Source organism: Vibrio lentus (assembly GCF_002875945.1).
GTDB lineage: Bacteria > Pseudomonadota > Gammaproteobacteria > Enterobacterales > Vibrionaceae > Vibrio > Vibrio apostichopi.
The window spans coordinates 12,586-29,547 of record NZ_MCZK01000156.1 but is presented as its reverse complement, the minus strand read 5'-3'; the positions used below and the strand labels follow the sequence as shown (position 1 = coordinate 29,547).

General features: G+C 43.0%; 9 protein-coding genes. All 9 read left to right on the top strand.

The window, feature by feature from the left end; all coding sequences use genetic code 11:
* Positions 1 to 85: 85 nt before the first annotated feature.
* The 9 genes from proQ to rlmKL all read left to right on the top strand — a co-directional run bounded on the left by proQ (position 86) and on the right by rlmKL (position 16,954).
* Positions 86 to 709, top strand: a complete 624-nt coding sequence (proQ, locus tag BCT49_RS19320; RefSeq protein WP_102437543.1) for an RNA chaperone ProQ — start codon at positions 86 to 88, stop codon at positions 707 to 709.
* Positions 710 to 726: 17 nt separating this feature from the next.
* The gene (prc, locus tag BCT49_RS19315) at positions 727 to 2,721 is read left to right on the top strand and encodes a carboxy terminal-processing peptidase (RefSeq protein WP_102437541.1); all 1,995 of its coding nucleotides are present in this window, start codon (positions 727 to 729) and stop codon (positions 2,719 to 2,721) included.
* A gap of 298 nt (positions 2,722 to 3,019) precedes the next feature.
* On the top strand, positions 3,020 to 3,703 hold the full coding sequence (locus tag BCT49_RS19310; protein ID WP_102437539.1) for a hypothetical protein: 684 nt from the start codon (positions 3,020 to 3,022) through the stop codon (positions 3,701 to 3,703).
* A 218-nt stretch (positions 3,704 to 3,921) separates the two neighbouring features.
* Positions 3,922 to 6,528, top strand: coding sequence for an aminopeptidase N (gene pepN / locus BCT49_RS19305; RefSeq protein ID WP_102437537.1), 2,607 nt, complete (start codon positions 3,922 to 3,924; stop codon positions 6,526 to 6,528).
* Between the two features lie 324 nt (positions 6,529 to 6,852).
* Positions 6,853 to 7,071, top strand: a complete 219-nt coding sequence (locus BCT49_RS19295) for a DUF2835 domain-containing protein (RefSeq protein WP_004733645.1) — start codon at positions 6,853 to 6,855, stop codon at positions 7,069 to 7,071.
* Positions 7,072 to 7,299: 228 nt separating this feature from the next.
* Positions 7,300 to 12,141 carry an NAD-glutamate dehydrogenase gene (locus BCT49_RS19290; protein WP_102437533.1) on the top strand — a complete coding sequence of 1,614 codons (4,842 nt, stop codon included), beginning with the start codon at positions 7,300 to 7,302 and terminating at the stop codon, positions 12,139 to 12,141.
* Positions 12,142 to 12,494: 353 nt separating this feature from the next.
* Positions 12,495 to 13,505, top strand: a complete 1,011-nt coding sequence (gene pyrD / locus BCT49_RS19285; RefSeq protein WP_102437531.1) for a quinone-dependent dihydroorotate dehydrogenase — start codon at positions 12,495 to 12,497, stop codon at positions 13,503 to 13,505.
* Between the two features lie 239 nt (positions 13,506 to 13,744).
* Positions 13,745 to 14,293 carry a cell division protein ZapC gene (locus tag BCT49_RS19280; RefSeq protein ID WP_017106984.1) on the top strand — a complete coding sequence of 183 codons (549 nt, stop codon included), beginning with the start codon at positions 13,745 to 13,747 and terminating at the stop codon, positions 14,291 to 14,293.
* 540 nt (positions 14,294 to 14,833) lie between these two features.
* A complete protein-coding gene (gene rlmKL / locus BCT49_RS19275) occupies positions 14,834 to 16,954 on the top strand; it encodes a bifunctional 23S rRNA (guanine(2069)-N(7))-methyltransferase RlmK/23S rRNA (guanine(2445)-N(2))-methyltransferase RlmL (protein WP_102437529.1) in 2,121 nt (706 codons plus the stop codon).
* Positions 16,955 to 16,962 lie beyond the last annotated feature (8 nt).

The window sequence follows — 16,962 nt, the reverse complement described above, 5'->3', positions numbered from 1 at the left end:
CTGTGGTTTTTCCCAAGCATCTCTCTATAATACGTAAAAATATTTTCTTAATGCTCGCGGAAAACCGCAAAAACCAGGAACCCACATGGAAAACACTGAAAAGTTAAAAAACAGCAAAGAAGTTATCGCATATGTTGCTGAATGTTTCCCTAAATGCTTTACTCTAGAAGGTGAAGCAAAACCACTTAAAATTGGTATTTTTCAAGATCTTGCTGAACGTCTAAATGAAGACGAAAAAGTAAGTAAGACTCAGCTTCGTGCAGCGTTAAGACAGTACACATCATCATGGCGTTACCTGCACGGCGTAAAAGCTGGCGCAGATCGTGTTGACCTAGACGGCAACGCGTGTGGCACATTAGAAGAAGAGCACGTAGAACACGCTAAAGCTACACTTGCAGAAAGCAAAGCGAAAGTTCAGGCTCGTCGTAAAGAACAAGCACAGAAAGCTCGTGAAGAAGGCAAAGCGAAAACTAAGGCGAAGAAAGCTCAACAGCCTCGTCGTCAAGCGCCTAAAGCACCAAAAGTAGAAAAGCCTGTAGAAACACGCGCTTTGAACGCCGATGAATTCATCGCTGGCAAAGAAGTAAATGTGAACATGGGTACAGGAAACATGGCTGCGACCATTATTGAAATCAATAAGGAAGATGTACGTGTTCAGTTAGCAAACGGCCTACAAATGGTTGTTAAAGCGGAGCACTTGCGCGCTTAAAGGAGATACTCCTACGCATGAAATGCCGTTCAAAATTGACACTGATTGCTGCTAGCTTTTGTCTAGCAGCTTCAGCTCAGGCTCTTGAAGCCAAATTAGATCAGGACGATTTACCTTTACTCGCTCCTGAGGTCCAACACGAAACTGCTAGTAAACGTGTTACTTCTCGATTTACTCGTTCTCACTATAAACACTTCAATCTCAACGATGATTTCTCTCAAGCTATCTTTAATCGTTATTTAGAGATGCTGGATTATAATCGTAATATCTTCACTCAAGCTGATATTGACTCTTTCTCCTCTTCATCTGTGCAAATTGATGATCAGCTGAAAGCGGGTAATAACCAGATTGCTTTCGATGTTTATAATCTTTCCATGCAGAAGCGTTTTGAACGTTTTCAGTATGCGTTGTCTTTGCTAGATACTGAGATTAAGTTTGATACCGATGAAAGTATTGAGCTCAATCGTAGTGAAGCAGAGTGGCCGAAAGATATCGCCGAAGTAAATGAGCTTTGGAGAAAACGTGTTAAATACGATGCGTTGAATCTAAAACTTACTGGTAAAGAGTGGCCAGAGATTCAAGAGGTTTTGGAAAAGCGTTACAACAATGCGATGAAGCGTATTACGCAATCGCATAATGAAGATGCTTTCCAAATCTACATGAACGCATTTGCGCGTGAAGTTGACCCTCACACCAGTTACCTTTCTCCAAGAAATGCAGAACAATTCCAATCAGAGATGAATCTATCTTTGGAAGGTATTGGTGCTGTGCTTCAGATGACCGATGACTATACCGTTATTCGCTCGTTAGTTGCTGGTGGCCCTGCGTCAAACAGCAAACAATTGAGTGATGGTGACCGCATTGTCGGTGTTGGTCAAGATGGCGAAGAGGTTGTTGATGTTATCGGCTGGCGTTTAGACGACGTAGTACAACTGATTAAGGGCCCGAAAGGGACCAAAGTTAAGCTACAGATCTTGCCGGAAGGTAATGATGCGAAAAGTCACGTTGTCACAATTGTACGCGATAAGATTCGTTTAGAAGACCGCGCTGTTAAATCTGAAGTTATCGAGAAAGATGGCAAGAAGATTGGTGTTCTTGAAGTACCAAGTTTCTATGTTGGCCTTTCTAAAGATACCGATAAACTGATCACTGAGCTTAAACAGCAAGGTGTTGAAGGTATTATCGTTGATCTTCGAAACAACGGTGGTGGTGCGCTGACTGAAGCAACCGAACTCTCTGGTTTATTTATCAAAGAGGGACCAGTTGTTCAGGTTCGTGATAGCTACGGTCGTGTCAAAGTGAACAGTGATACTGACGGCGAAATCAGCTACCAAGGTCCATTAACGGTATTGGTGAATCGCTACAGTGCGTCAGCTTCTGAGATCTTTGCAGCAGCGATGCAAGATTACGGTCGTGCGATTATCCTTGGCGAAAACTCTTTCGGTAAAGGAACGGTGCAACAACATCGCTCTTTGAATCATATCTATGATTTGTTTGATAAAGAGTTGGGCTACGTTCAATACACAATCCAGAAATTCTACCGAATCAATGGTGGCAGTACGCAAAACAAAGGTGTAGTACCTGATATTGCTTACCCAACGCCAATTGATCCAGCAGATACGGGTGAAAGTGTTGAAGATAATGCTCTGCCTTGGGACAGTATTGATAAAGCAAACTACTCAGTGTTACAGCGTAACGATGACAAGATAGTTGCTTTAACTGCACAACACCAAGCTCGCATTGCTACTGACATGGAATTTGGCTTTATCGCGCAAGATATTGAAAAATATAAGGCAGATAAAGACGATAACGACCTTTCTTTGAATGAAAAGGTACGTCAGCAAGAGAGTGATGATGCGGATGTGCTTCGTCTAGAGCGTATCAATCAACGTCAAAAAGCCGCTAAGTTAGAGGCATTTAAAACGTTAGATGATATTCCTAAAGACTACGAAGCCCCAGATGCTTATCTTGATGAATCAGTTGCTATCATGCTGGATATGATCAAGAAATAAACAAAACACCTGTCAAAAGGTGATTGTTTAAAGACGTACTATTTGAAAAGCGAGCTTAGGCTCGCTTTTTTTTGTATCTGAGATTTGACAAGAATCGCGGTGTTTCTCTGCCCATTAACGCTTCGATATCTTCTGAATAGCTCATATTTAAAGATTGTTTTTGCGAGTGATTGTGTCACCCAGTTACTTCGTATTTAAAAAATTGGTTACTTCGCACTTAAAATTTAGTGACTTGGATCATATTTTTTCGCATTCTATTCATTACGTGCCTAAGCTTAAAGAAAACGAGGGGGCGCGTATGAAATGGATTCTACTAATTTTATCTTGTTTAAGTTTTGTTGCTTTTGGGAGCGAGGTAGCTTCGAGCAGCCAACAATCAAAAAGTGATAGTAATCTATCTCATTTTGACCTTCCTCTGTTGCTTGGCGATTGGTATTTGATGAATCCAGATCCTGATCAAGGTACTGAAAACTTTAGAGCAATCAAACTCACTCTCGATTCAAATTACTCATTCACTATCGATATCCAAAAGAAAGACTACAGTGTGGATCATTGGGAAGGTTTGTATAACGCCAATGAAGACACGATTATTTTGGGTTTGAATACCACAGAGCCTCAGGTTTACGCCTACAGCAGTAACCATAATATGCTGAATCTTAACGGTGTTATGTTCACTAAGGCTTTGCCAAACGCATTGGCGGGGATATGGTCAAGCGCCGAGCTGTCCGGCAGTGACTTGCGTGCGAGTAACATTCAAAAAATGGATTTAGTCCTTCAACCTGACTTTATATTTATGTTCCGAGTGTCCGATGAAGAAGGTGGTGAAGTTATTCGTCGTGGCGTGTATTACACCGAAGGTGACCAGTTGGTGTTGCTTTATGAGAACGGTGAACACGGCACTCGTTACACATTAAACAGTGATGTGTTGACGCTTCAAGGTGAAGAAGGAGACATGTTTGCGGTGCTTAATCGTATTCGATAAGTACGAGTTTTAGCCCCAAAATTGAACTCGCTGATAATATGGTTTGTTGCTTGTTTATTAGGCGTTCCTATCTGATTTGATTGATAAAATAGCAAAACATGGAGGCATTTTCCTACAATGCCTCCTTTTTTTAATATTCCCCTTGTTTTATTGGCGCTCAACCTTTAGATATATACAGTTAAAAAATAATTACGTATAACGATCAAAAGGAACCCGTCATGGCACATACACCTCAAGCCAAGTATCGTAAAGATTATCAATCACCATCTCACACTATTTCTGAAATCGATCTTACTTTCGATTTGTACGATTCAGCATCCATCATTACCGCTGTTTCTAGTGTTAAGCAGGAGAAAGAAAGCTCGACATTAGTACTTGATGGTGAAGGCTTGAAGTTGGTGTCTGTTCTGGTTGAAGGTAAGGAGTGGACGCAGTACGAACAGTCAGAAACTTTGCTTACTCTGAATGATCTACCGAAAGATTTTACACTAACGATCGTTACGGAAGTTGACCCTGAAGGGAACAGCGCACTTGAAGGTTTGTACAAGTCGGGTGGTGCGTTCTGTACTCAATGTGAAGCTGAAGGTTTCCGCCGCATTACTTACTACATGGATCGCCCAGATGTGCTGGCGAAATTCACGACAACGGTCATCGCAGACAAAGCTGAAAACCCATTCTTATTAAGTAATGGTAACCGTGTCGACGAAGGCGAAGCTGAAAACGGCCGTCACTGGGTGAAATGGCAAGACCCACATCCAAAACCAGCGTATCTGTTTGCTTTAGTCGCGGGTGACTTCGATGTACTTCGTGACGCATACACCACACAATCTGGTCGTAACGTTGACCTAGAAATATTTGTCGACAAAGGCAACCTCGACCGCGCAAATCACGCGATGGTTTCTTTGATTAACTCAATGAAGTGGGATGAAGAGCGTTTCAATCTTGAGTATGACTTAGACATCTACATGATCGTTGCCGTTGATTTCTTCAACATGGGCGCGATGGAAAACAAAGGCCTGAACGTATTCAACTCTAAGTTCGTTTTAGCGAATGACCAAACGGCAACAGATACCGACTACCTAGGTATCGAAGCAGTAATCGGTCACGAATATTTCCATAACTGGACAGGTAACCGAGTTACTTGTCGCGATTGGTTTCAGTTAAGCTTGAAAGAAGGTTTAACGGTATTCCGTGACCAAGAGTTCTCTTCTGATCTTGGCTCTCGCGCAGTAAACCGTATCAACAATGTTCGTATTATCCGTGGTCCACAATTCGCTGAAGATGCGAGCCCAATGTCTCACCCAATTCGCCCAGAAAAAGTGATAGAAATGAATAACTTCTACACATTAACGGTATACGAAAAGGGCAGTGAAGTGATCAGAATGATCCACACATTGTTGGGTGAAGACGGTTTCCAAAAAGGCATGAAGCTGTACTTTGAACGTCACGATGGCACTGCAGCAACATGTGAAGACTTCGTCGCGGCAATGGAAGATGCATCGGGCGTTGACCTGTCTCAGTTCCGTTTATGGTACAGCCAGTCTGGTACGCCGACGCTTTCTGTTGAAAGCCATTACGATGTAGAGAAAAAAGAGTACACGTTAACGACTCGCCAAGTAACAGCGCCAACTCATGAGCAAACCGAAAAGCAGGCTCTACATATCCCTCTAGATATCGAACTGTACACAGCGTCGGGTGATGTGATTGAGTTACAATGTAACGGGCAGCCAGTTCATAATGTATTAGATGTGAAAGAAGCGGAACAAACGTTTGTGTTTGAGAACGTAAACGAGCAACCAGTTCCATCTCTGCTGCGCGAGTTTTCTGCGCCAGTGAAACTTGAATACAACTATTCAGACGAAGAGCTGATCTTCCTGATGGTGAATGCTCGTAACGAATTCTCTCGTTGGGATGCAGGGCAAATGCTGTTAGCGAAATACATCCGTAGCAATGTAGATAACGTTCAACAAGGTCAAAAGTTTGCACTGTCTTCAGAAGTGGTCGATGCATTCCGTGGTGTATTGCTCAGCGATTCATTGGAGCCTGCATTTATTGCTGAGATGCTTTCACTGCCAAGCCATAACGAAGTGTCGGGTTGGTACGAGCGTGTTGACATCGATGCGGTCGCGTCAGTACTTCATTCAATGAAAGTGACGTTAGCAAAAGAGCTTGAAGATGAACTTGCAGCTGTTTACCACAGCAATGCATTAGCAGAATACACAATTGACCATGATTCAATTGGTAAGCGTACTTTGCGTAAAGTTTGTTTAAGTTACTTAGCGCATACTGAAAAGGGTAATGACTTAGTTGTTGCTATGTACCAGCAAGCAAACAACATGACAGACACAATGGCAGCAATGGGCGCGGCGAACAGTGCACAACTTCCATGCCGTGAAACTTTAATGGCGGATTACAGCGACAAGTGGAAACACGATGGTCTTGTCATGGACAAGTGGTTTGCTCTTCAAGGTACGAACCCAAGTTCAAACGCACTTGAAGTGATCAAGGCGTCTATGTCACACCAAGCGTTTAGTTTGAAAAACCCGAACCGTACTCGTAACTTGGTCGGTTCATTCTTAAACATGAACCCGGTTCAGTTCCACGACAAGTCAGGTCAGGGCTACGAGTTTGCAGGCGAAATCTTACGTGAGCTTAACAGCAGCAACCCACAAGTAGCATCACGTTTGATCGATCCTTTGCTTAAGTTCCGTAAGTACGATGATCAACGCCAAGCTTTGATTAAAAAGCAACTTGAGACCTTAAAGGGTATGGACAACCTAGCGAAAGACTTATTTGAGAAAGTGACGAAAGCACTCGAGGCTTAAGCTCTCGCTCATTCACGTAACTGTTTGCTAATAACGAAAAGTCATCAGTGGTAGAGGTCATCTGCCACTGATTTTTTGTTTCTGGATTCGAGTTTTTCAAGTTAGATTGGTTGCTTAGTCAAAAATCGTTGTTTAAGCTAAATCCTTTGATTAAACAGGATCTGCTGTTTAAGGGAAATCAGACTCAAAGTAAGGTTCCTCCTAGACAAGCTTTTAAACTGAGAGGTTTCCACCTTTAAACAATGTTCGCCGTTTAACATTTCCACTGTTCAACATCGTTTTGTGCCAAAAAATACCGGCACTGTATATTTATACAGGCATCGTATGAATCGCTATATTTTCCAACTTAACATCTCATATCAACAGTTTTTGGCCAGCTATTCTGGTGCCGCAAGTAAAGTTCAAGTGATAACGACCACTGGATTACGTCTACAGTTACCTGCAACTCGGTTCAGACCATTTCTTACACAAATAGGGGTTAGAGGGCAGTTTAGACTGACAACTGACCAAAAAAATAAGTTTATTAAGTTGGAAGCTCTGTAAACCTTGGCGTGCCTAGTGAGTTAAAAGGAATCTTAATCACATAATCAAACATTTCACCTCTTACCACCTCCAAAACAATTAACTATTTCTCAATAATGCTTTTACAATAAATGAATGCATTACCTTTGCTTAACTCGTTAGTAGGAAAGAGCTCAACGGCTCAATTCAAACACCAGCTTAAGTAAGCCCCCTAATAATAAAATATAATTCTAATTGTGGAGTGTGACTATGACCGCACGTGAAACTGTGGTTCCAGTTTTACTTGAAAAAGTGTACAAACTGATTCAAGACAAACTTGACCTTGCTCATCGACCTCTCGTAACTCAACTTGCTCAACACTTGTTTAGTAACGTTTCTCACGACGACCTAACTCAGAGAAACGAATCCGATTTATACGGTGCTGTAGTTAGCTTATGGCATCACATCAATGAAAAGAAAGCCGACGAAATTTCTGTCCGTGTTTTTAACCCGACAGTAAGTCGTCAAGGCTGGCAATCGACTCACACTATCGTTGAGATAGTGGTACCAGATAGTCCATTCCTCGTTGATTCTGTAAAAATGGCATTGACCCGCCTCGATCTCTCTTCTCACCTTATGCTTCACAACCCAACACAAATCTCCCGTTCTGATAAGGGAAGTGTTGTTGGTGTTAGCAACAACGAAGGTGTCTTCCAATCGCTTTTCCATATTGAGGTTGACCGTCTTAGCAGCAAAGCTGAAATGACCGCACTTAAAACCGAGCTACTGGATATCTTTACCGATACTGGTCTCGTGGTTAATGATTGGCTGAAAATGGTAGAACGACTTGAAGAAGTCACCAATCAAGTTGAAGAGCAAAAAGAGACGATTCCAGTCGATGGTCAGCGCTTTGATGAAACTCTCGCGTTCCTTCGTTGGTTAGGCGAGCACAACTTTACGTTTATGGGCTACAAGGAATATGACCTTGTTTCTGTGAATGGCGACACTGAACTGCAACCTACTAAGGAGCAAGGCCTTGGTTTGTTCGCAAATTCAGATCGTGTACGTAACGTTAAGCTGTCTGAGTTTTCTGACTCGGCACGCTTAGAAGCGAAAAAACCGTATGTATTGATCGTAACCAAGGGCAACACGGCTTCACGCATTCACCGCCCAGCTTACAATGATTACATCGGTATCAAGAAGTTTGATAAAAACGGCAAGGTCATTGGTGAGCACCGCTTTACCGGTCTTTACACTTCTGCCGTTTATAACCAGACCGTTGAAACCATTCCTCTAGTTCGTGAGAAAGTTGAGCGTATCTTAGATGCAAGTGGTTACCGTAAGGGTTCATATTCTTACAAAGCTCTGCACAACATTCTTGAAAACTACCCACGTGATGAACTGCTTCAAGCTCGAGAAGAAGAGCTACTTGAAGTAGGTACCGGCGTAGTACAAATGCAAGATCGCGATCTTCTGCGTTTGTTTGTTCGTAAAGACCCGTTTGGCCGTTTCTTCAGTTGTATGGTTTACGTAACAAAAGATCGTTACAACACCGAACTTCGTCGTCAAACCCAACGCATTTTAAAGCAATACTTCGGTTGCGAAGAAGAGGTCGAATTCACGACATACTTCTCTGAAAGCCCACTGGCAAGAACGCACTATATTGTTCGTGTTGATAACAACAACATGGATGTGGACGTGAAAACAATTGAGCAAAATTTAATGGAAGTATCGTCTACGTGGGATGACCGCCTGTCTGAATCAATCGTTGCTAACTTCGGTGAGAGCAAAGGTCTTCCGTTATCGAAAGAGTACATGCGTGCATTCCCACGTTCGTACAAAGAAGACATGATGCCTGGTTCTGCGGTTGCAGATATCGAACGTCTAGAAGCTCTTAGTGAAGACAACAAACTTGGCATGCTTTTCTACCGTCCTCAAGAAGAGGCGGCAGACTCTAAAGCCGTTCGTTTGAAACTGTTCTACCACAGCGATGAGCCAATTCACCTTTCAGATGTTATGCCAATGCTTGAAAACTTTGGCCTGCGCGTTATTGGTGAATCACCTTATGAAGTGCGCAAGACCAATGGGGTGACTTATTGGATCCTTGATTTCTCGATGCTGCATAAGAGTGACAAGACGATTGATCTTCGTGAAGCTCGCGATCTATTCCAACAAGCCTTTGCGGCAATTTGGGCGGGTGAGTTAGACAGCGATGGTTTCAACCGCTTGGTATTGGGTGCTGGTCTTTCTGGCCGTGAAATCTCAATCTTACGTGCATATGCGCGTTACATGCGTCAAGTTGGTTTCCCATTCAGTCAACAATACATTGAAGATACATTGTCTCATTACCCAGATCTAGCGAAAGGGTTAGTGAGCTTATTCGGCAAGCGTTTTGAACCTAAATTGAAGGGCAGCGCGAAAGGCCAACAAGATCTTATTAAGAAGATCACTGAACAGTTGGATCATGTAGAAAGCTTGGATGATGATCGTATCATTCGTCGCTACATGGAAATGATCACAGCAACGCTTCGTACTAACTACTATCAGCTAGACGACAACAAACAGTCTAAACCTTGGTTGGCTCTGAAAATGAGACCAAGCGAGATTCCAGATATCCCAGCGCCGGTTCCTGCGTTTGAGATCTTCGTTTACGCACCAGACATTGAAGGTGTGCATCTACGTGGCGGTAAAGTCGCTCGTGGTGGTTTACGTTGGTCAGACCGTCAAGAGGATTTCCGTACTGAGATTCTAGGCCTAGTTAAAGCACAGCAAGTTAAGAACACAGTAATTGTACCGGTTGGTGCAAAAGGTGGTTTCGTTTGTAAGCGTCAGCACATGATGTCTGGCCGTGATGAGATCTTCGCTGAAGGTCAACGTTGTTACAAGCGCTTCATCCGTGCACTACTAGACGTATCAGACAACATTATTGAAGGCGAGGTTATCCCACCTAAGAGTGTTGTTCGTCACGATGAAGATGATCCGTACTTGGTTGTTGCTGCTGATAAAGGTACAGCAACGTTCTCAGATCTCGCAAACTCAGTATCTGATGAGTACAACTTCTGGTTAGGCGATGCATTTGCCTCTGGTGGTTCTAACGGTTACGACCATAAAGCAATGGGTATCACCGCGAAAGGTGGTTGGGAATCTGTTAAGCGTCACTTCCGTGAAATGGGCATCAACTGTCAAACAACGGATTTCACCGCTATCGGTGTAGGTGATATGGCGGGTGATGTGTTTGGTAATGGCATGCTGTTGTCTAAGCACATTCGTATGCAAGCTGCGTTTAACCACATGCATATCTTCATTGACCCGAATCCAGAATCAGCATCAAGCTGGGTAGAGCGTGAGCGCTTGTTTAATCTACCTCGCTCAAGCTGGGAAGATTACAACAAAGACCTGATCTCTCAAGGTGGTGGCATCTTCTCTCGTCGAGCGAAGTCTATCTCTTTGACGCCTGAAATTCAGAAAATGCTGGGTACCAAGAAAGCATCAATGGCACCGAATGACTTGATCAAAGCGATCTTGTCTATGCAGGTTGATCTTCTTTGGAATGGCGGTATCGGTACATATGTTAAGTCTTCAAACGAGACTCATACTGATGTTGGTGACCGTGCAAATGACGTGCTTCGTATCGATGGCTGTGACCTGAAAGCTAAGGTTGTTGGTGAAGGCGGTAACTTGGGTATGACTCAATTGGGTCGTATTGAATACGCGCTAACGGGTGGCCGCGTTAATACTGACTTCGTTGATAACGTTGGTGGTGTTGACTGTTCGGATAACGAAGTAAACATTAAGATCTTCCTGAATGGCTTGGTATCTAATGGTGATCTAACCGTTAAGCAACGTAACCAAGTACTTGAATCAATGGAAGATGAAGTTGGCGAAATCGTACTAGACGACGCATATTGCCAAGCTGAATCTATTTCGGTTACTGAGCATCAAGGTGTTGGCTTAGTCAAAGAGCAAATCCGCTTTATTCACACAATGGAGAAAGCAGGGTACTTGGATCGTGGTTTGGAATATATCCCAGATGACGAAACATTGCTTGAGCGTGAAAAACAAGGTCAAGGCCTAACAAGACCAGAGCTTTCTGTACTTGTTGCTTACGGAAAAATGGTGCTTAAAGAAGATCTTGTTAGTGATGATATCGCTAATGATGAATTCCATGCTCAGCAGCTTATGCAATACTTCCCAACAGCGTTACGTCGTAACTATTCTCAGCACATGGATAACCATCCACTACGTTCTGAAATCATTGCGACGGCATTGGCTAACCAAATGGTTAACGAGATGGGTTGTAACTTCGTCACTCGTCTGCAAGAAGAGACGGGCGCAAACATCGTTGATATTGCAAATGCTTACGCAGCATCACGTGAAATCTACGGTCTTGGCCATGTTCTGAAGAGCATCCGTGAACTGGACAATGTTTCAAGTTCTGAAGCTCAATATGAATTGATCTACCATGTTCGCCGTACACTTCGTCGTTTGGCTCGTTGGTTGCTAAGAAACCGTACTGGCAAACAGTCAGTGAAAGCTCTGATCGAACTTTACCAGGGTGATGTTCTTACTATCACAGAGAAACTGGATGAAAACCTAGTAGCTTCTGAAGTAGAAGAGCATAACGCAATGGCACAGTTATGGATTGACCAAGGCGTAAGCGCTGAGTTGGCTAATTCAGTTGCGCGTTTGTCTAGCTTGTACTCAGCACTGGATATATCTACAGTGGCTCGTGAAACAGGTAAAACAGTACAACAAGCGTCTAAGCTTTACTTCAACCTTGGTGACCGTTTGTCTTTGCACTGGTTCTTGAAGCAAATCAATGGTCAAGCAGTAGACAACAACTGGCAAGCACTGGCACGAGCGGCATTCAGAGAAGATCTGGATTGGCAGCAACGTCAGCTAACTGGCCAAGTACTTAACTGCGGATGTGCTTCAGATATTGATGTGATTAAAGCGCTTGATGACTGGATGGAAAGCAACTCGGTTTCTCTGCATCGTTGGGAAAGCATCTTGAACGAATTCAAAGTAGGTTCGGTTCATGAGTTTGCTAAGTTCTCAGTAGCACTTCGTGAATTGATGTTATTGAATCTAAACTGCATGTCGACAGACTAGCGATTAGATAAAAACGAAAAGAAACAAGGGCAGGCCATTAGGTCTGCCTTTTTCGTTTGGCAGAACAGCGTCGTTTGGTCGAATAGTGAATGACGTGTCCAATTATTTCGTTGAGTCACTTATGCTTAGTCAAGTTAGCTTCTAATTGGTCGAGCTAACGGATGCTCGTTACACGAATGATAGTCAAATGGGTGATTCGTTGGAGGATACGGTAACGTTTGCTTAATAATAAACCTCATTCGTTAGCAAACTCGATTATCTTACCCTTACAGACAGTAATAGATTGAATAGTTGGGTAAATAAGTAAATAATATCGTCCCGTTTACACGGCGCTTTTTTCTATCGGAGGCACAATGCTTTACCGTCTAGCCAGAACTGGCTTTTTCCAACTTGATGCCGAAAAGGCTCATGATCTTGCAATTCAAAATTTCAAACGCTTCACTGGCACACCTATTGATCTTTTGTATCGCCAACAATTACCTCACCGACCTGTAGAGTGCATGGGTCTTACTTTTAAAAACCCAGTTGGCCTTGCTGCAGGCCTAGACAAAAACGGCGAATGTATTGATGCATTTGGCGCAATGGGTTTTGGTTTTGTAGAAGTAGGGACTGTTACTCCTCGTCCACAAGCAGGTAATGACAAACCACGTTTGTTCCGTCTTGTTGAAGCCGAAGGTATTATCAATCGCATGGGTTTTAACAACCTAGGCGTAGATAACCTAATTGAGAATGTTAAGAAGTCGAACTATGACGGCATCTTAGGTATCAATATTGGTAAGAACAAAGATACGCCAATTGAAAAGGGCGCAGAAGATTACATTATCTGTATGGAGAAGGTTTACCAATACGCGGGTTACATTGCGGTAAATATCTCTTCACCAAATACTCCAGGACTTCGTTCGTTACAATATGGCGAAGCACTTGATGATCTGTTGTCTGAACTAAAAACCAAGCAATCCGAATTAGAAGCGAAGCATGACAAATATGTCCCGCTTGCTCTTAAGATCGCTCCGGATCTAAGTGATGACGAAATCAGCCAAATTTGCGAATCATTGATCAAAAATAAGATCGATGGTGTGATCGCAACTAACACGACATTGGATCGTAGTATCGTTGAAGGCATGAAGCATTGCGACGAAGCGGGTGGCCTAAGCGGACGTCCAGTTCAATCTCGCAGTACTGAAGTTGTTCGTAAACTTCACCAAGAGCTAGGCGACCAACTACCGATCATTGGGGTAGGTGGTGTTGACTCTTACGTTGCTGCAAAAGAGAAAATGATGGCAGGCGCTAAGCTTGTACAAGTTTACTCTGGTTTCATCTACAAAGGTCCAGGCCTTGTTCGTGACATCGTTAAAAATCTATAGTTAGTAAAATCGGTAGTTCGCAAGATCTATAGGTTGAAAGCTAATAGTCGTCACTGAAAATCTATAATCCGGTATTGTCTTGATAAAAGAGACACTGTAACTCACTGAGTTGTAGAGAAAAGCGATAAGAAAGAGGAATTCATTTCCTCTTTTTTTTTGCCTGTTGAGCAGTAAAATTACTGTAATTGAAGGTAATTTTGCGTTTTACCTAATGGAATGGTTCAACAGTGTGAGACGAAATGATGCTTAAACCTAGCGATACATGGAGTTGGTATTACGATGAGCAGCAATGTTCATTGATGCTAAACCTCGGAGAGGATATGATTTTTAAAACGAATCTGGTCCGCAATAAGCTGGTGGACTGCGCTTTTAAAGATAATGAATTCACTGTTGATGATGCATCTTCTTACCAAACCTTCAAAGAACAAATTTCTGGCTTAGAACTGTCTGAGCCACGACAAGCCGAGCTTGCACTTTATTGTGTGGCCGCGAAGCGTTTTCATAAGCCTGTACAGCCTAAAAGCTGGTTCTTCGACTCACAAGGCGTTGGCCATGAATATCCTCAAGAAGGGGATATTGTACAAATGAATAACGAGCATAGCCTTGGTTACTTCATTGTATTAGAAGTAGGAGAGTGTGCGAGCTTATGTGCATTTGTAGACCTAGAAGAGTTCCTGCTAACGCCTTCAAAAGGGTTACGATTTGGAGACTCGATTAAAGTCATGCACGATAGAATGACTGACGCAAATGCTATCCTTCATCAAACGCATATTGCGATGGTGGGTTAACCTCTAACCTAGAGCGTTAATAGAGCACTATTTCGACCAAATATCGCTACGAATAAACCTGTAATACCTTCCCCATAATCGGCTTAATAGCCGATTTTTTTGTGCCTAAAAAAGCCTATCTCAATAAATATGACGTAGTTCATTCATTTGAATGACGTTGTTCACTGATTTAATTTGTAAAAAACGTATCTTTTTTAACCTCAATTTCGACCGATTCTCCCACTATCGATAGCGGATTTCCTCTGTTTATTCCCTGTTTTGGGTCTTTTGTTGCTAAATTTCAACCTAAATTTCAGTCTGGTATATACCAGTTTAATGGTGAATATAAATGCATTTAATGGTTTGAGCTTATCGATGAGTGTTATTTCTGTGAGATTGAGAGTTGTTGTGTTGTAAGGGAGTGCGGGTAAGCGATCGCTTCATGACTGACCATTTGCTAAGCAGTTAGTCGAAAGATTCAATGAAAAGACGAGTTTAGTGTGATGCTCTGGTAACAAATTCAGGTATAATCGAGCTCATTTTTATCAATAAAAGAACACTATGAATCAATATCTAGCGGTTACCTCAAATGGCCTTGAGAATTTATTAGTTGAAGAACTAACCCAACTAGGGATTACAAACGCAAAACCTGTTCAAGCAGGTGTTAAATTCAAAGCCACCAATGAGCAAATTTATCGTTGTTGTTTGTGGAGCCGTTTGGCTTCTCGATTTGTACGTGTCCTTTCAGAATTCACTTGTATGGATGACATGGATCTTTACCTATCGACCACTGCGGTTAACTGGGTAAATCAATTCCATAGCACTAAGCGTTTCGTTGTTGATTTCAATGGTACGAACAACGAAATCCGTAATAGCCAATACGGTGCGATGAAAGTAAAAGATGCCGTTGTGGATTGCTTTGAGAAGAAGTCTTTACCGCGTCCATCTATCAGCAAAGAAAATCCAAATATCCGCATTCACGTTCGTCTGCATCGTGACAAGGCGATCCTTGGTGTGGACATGGTAGGCAGTGGTCTTCATCAACGTGGCTACCGTCCAGAATCCGGTCGCGCACCATTGCGTGAAACTCTTGCTGCAGCGATTCTTCTTCGTAGTGGTTGGGATGCAACCAAACCTTTCCTAGACCCAATGTGTGGTTCAGGTACGTTAGTGATTGAAGCAGCGATGATGGCTGCAAACATGGCACCGGGTGTTAAACGTCAGAAATGGTGTTTTGAATCACTAGAAGACTTCGAACCTGAGCTTTGGGCTGAAGTTAAAGCAGAAGCTAACGTTCAAGGCCGTCGTGGCGTTAAGAAAGTAGAATGTAAGTTCTTCGGTTATGACAACGACGAACGCATGATAAAAACGGCGCGTGACAATGCACGTCGCGCTGGCGTTGAAGAGTTGATTGAATTCGAAGTAGGTGACGCTGCAAAGCTTAAGCGTCCTACAGAGTTTACTGATGGTGTGATTGTGTCAAACCCGCCTTACGGTGAGCGTCTAGGTACAGAACCGGGCCTGATTGCACTCTACACGGCATTTGGTGCTCAACTGAAGGCTGAGTTTGGCGGTTGTAACGCTTCTATCTTCTCAAGTTCTGATGAATTACTTAGCTGCTTGCGTATGCGTGCAGACAAACAGTTCAAACTGAATAACGGTGCGTTACCGTGTCACCAGAAGAACTACTCAATTTCAGACCGTCCTATGTCTGAGCGTCCTACTGGCGAGCAAGAACAGCTGATTGCTCCTGATTTCGCGAACCGTCTTAAAAAGAACATCGGCAAGATCGGTAAGTGGGCTAAGAAAGAACAACTAGATTGCTACCGTATCTACGATGCTGACTTACCTGAATACAATGTAGCGATTGACGTATACCCAGGTCACCTTGTGATTCAAGAATACGCAGCGCCTAAAGATGTGCCGGAAGACAAAGCTAAGCGTCGTTTAACCGATATCATCCGAGCTTCGATTCAAGTGACTGGCGTTGAAGCAAACAACGTCGTGCTTAAGGTTCGTCAGAAGCAGAAGGGTCGTTCTCAATACCAGAAGATGGCTCAAGACTCTTCTAACCTAGAAGTAAACGAATACGGCGTTAAGTTGATTGTTAACCTTCATGACTATCTAGATACAGGCTTGTTCTTAGATCATAAGATCACTCGTCGTCGTATTGGTGAGATGGCTGGTGGTAAAGACTTCTTGAACCTGTTTGCTTACACAGGCAGCGCTTCTGTTCATGCTGCAGTGGGTGGCGCTCGCTCTACAACGACTGTTGATATGTCGAACACGTATCTTGAGTGGGCAAAAGAGAACATGGAACTGAATGGCCGTGTTGGTCGTCAACATCAATTTGTTCAAGCAGACTGTTTACAATGGTTGGCAAAAGAACAAGGGTCTTACGACTTGATCTTTATTGATCCGCCAACGTTCTCAAACTCTAAGCGTATGGATCAATCTTTTGACGTTCAACGTGACCACATCCAGCTGATGGAAGATTTAAAGCGTCTTCTAAGAGAAGAAGGCACGATTGTGTTCTCTAACAACAAGCGTCATTTCAAGATGGATATGGAAGGACTGGAAGAGCTGGGTCTTAAAGCTCAGAATATCTCGTCTAAGACGTTGCCTCTGGATTTCTCTCGCAACAAGCACATTCATAACTGCTGGTTGATTACTCATAAGTAACTAAGAGA

Coding starts and splice junctions, on each gene's coding strand:
- proQ (WP_102437543.1), top strand. CDS start 86: ATGGAAAACACTGAAAAGTTAAAAAACAGCAAAGAAGTTATCGCATAT.
- prc (WP_102437541.1), top strand. CDS start 727: ATGAAATGCCGTTCAAAATTGACACTGATTGCTGCTAGCTTTTGTCTA.
- BCT49_RS19310 (WP_102437539.1), top strand. CDS start 3,020: ATGAAATGGATTCTACTAATTTTATCTTGTTTAAGTTTTGTTGCTTTT.
- pepN (WP_102437537.1), top strand. CDS start 3,922: ATGGCACATACACCTCAAGCCAAGTATCGTAAAGATTATCAATCACCA.
- BCT49_RS19295 (WP_004733645.1), top strand. CDS start 6,853: ATGAATCGCTATATTTTCCAACTTAACATCTCATATCAACAGTTTTTG.
- BCT49_RS19290 (WP_102437533.1), top strand. CDS start 7,300: ATGACCGCACGTGAAACTGTGGTTCCAGTTTTACTTGAAAAAGTGTAC.
- pyrD (WP_102437531.1), top strand. CDS start 12,495: ATGCTTTACCGTCTAGCCAGAACTGGCTTTTTCCAACTTGATGCCGAA.
- BCT49_RS19280 (WP_017106984.1), top strand. CDS start 13,745: ATGATGCTTAAACCTAGCGATACATGGAGTTGGTATTACGATGAGCAG.
- rlmKL (WP_102437529.1), top strand. CDS start 14,834: ATGAATCAATATCTAGCGGTTACCTCAAATGGCCTTGAGAATTTATTA.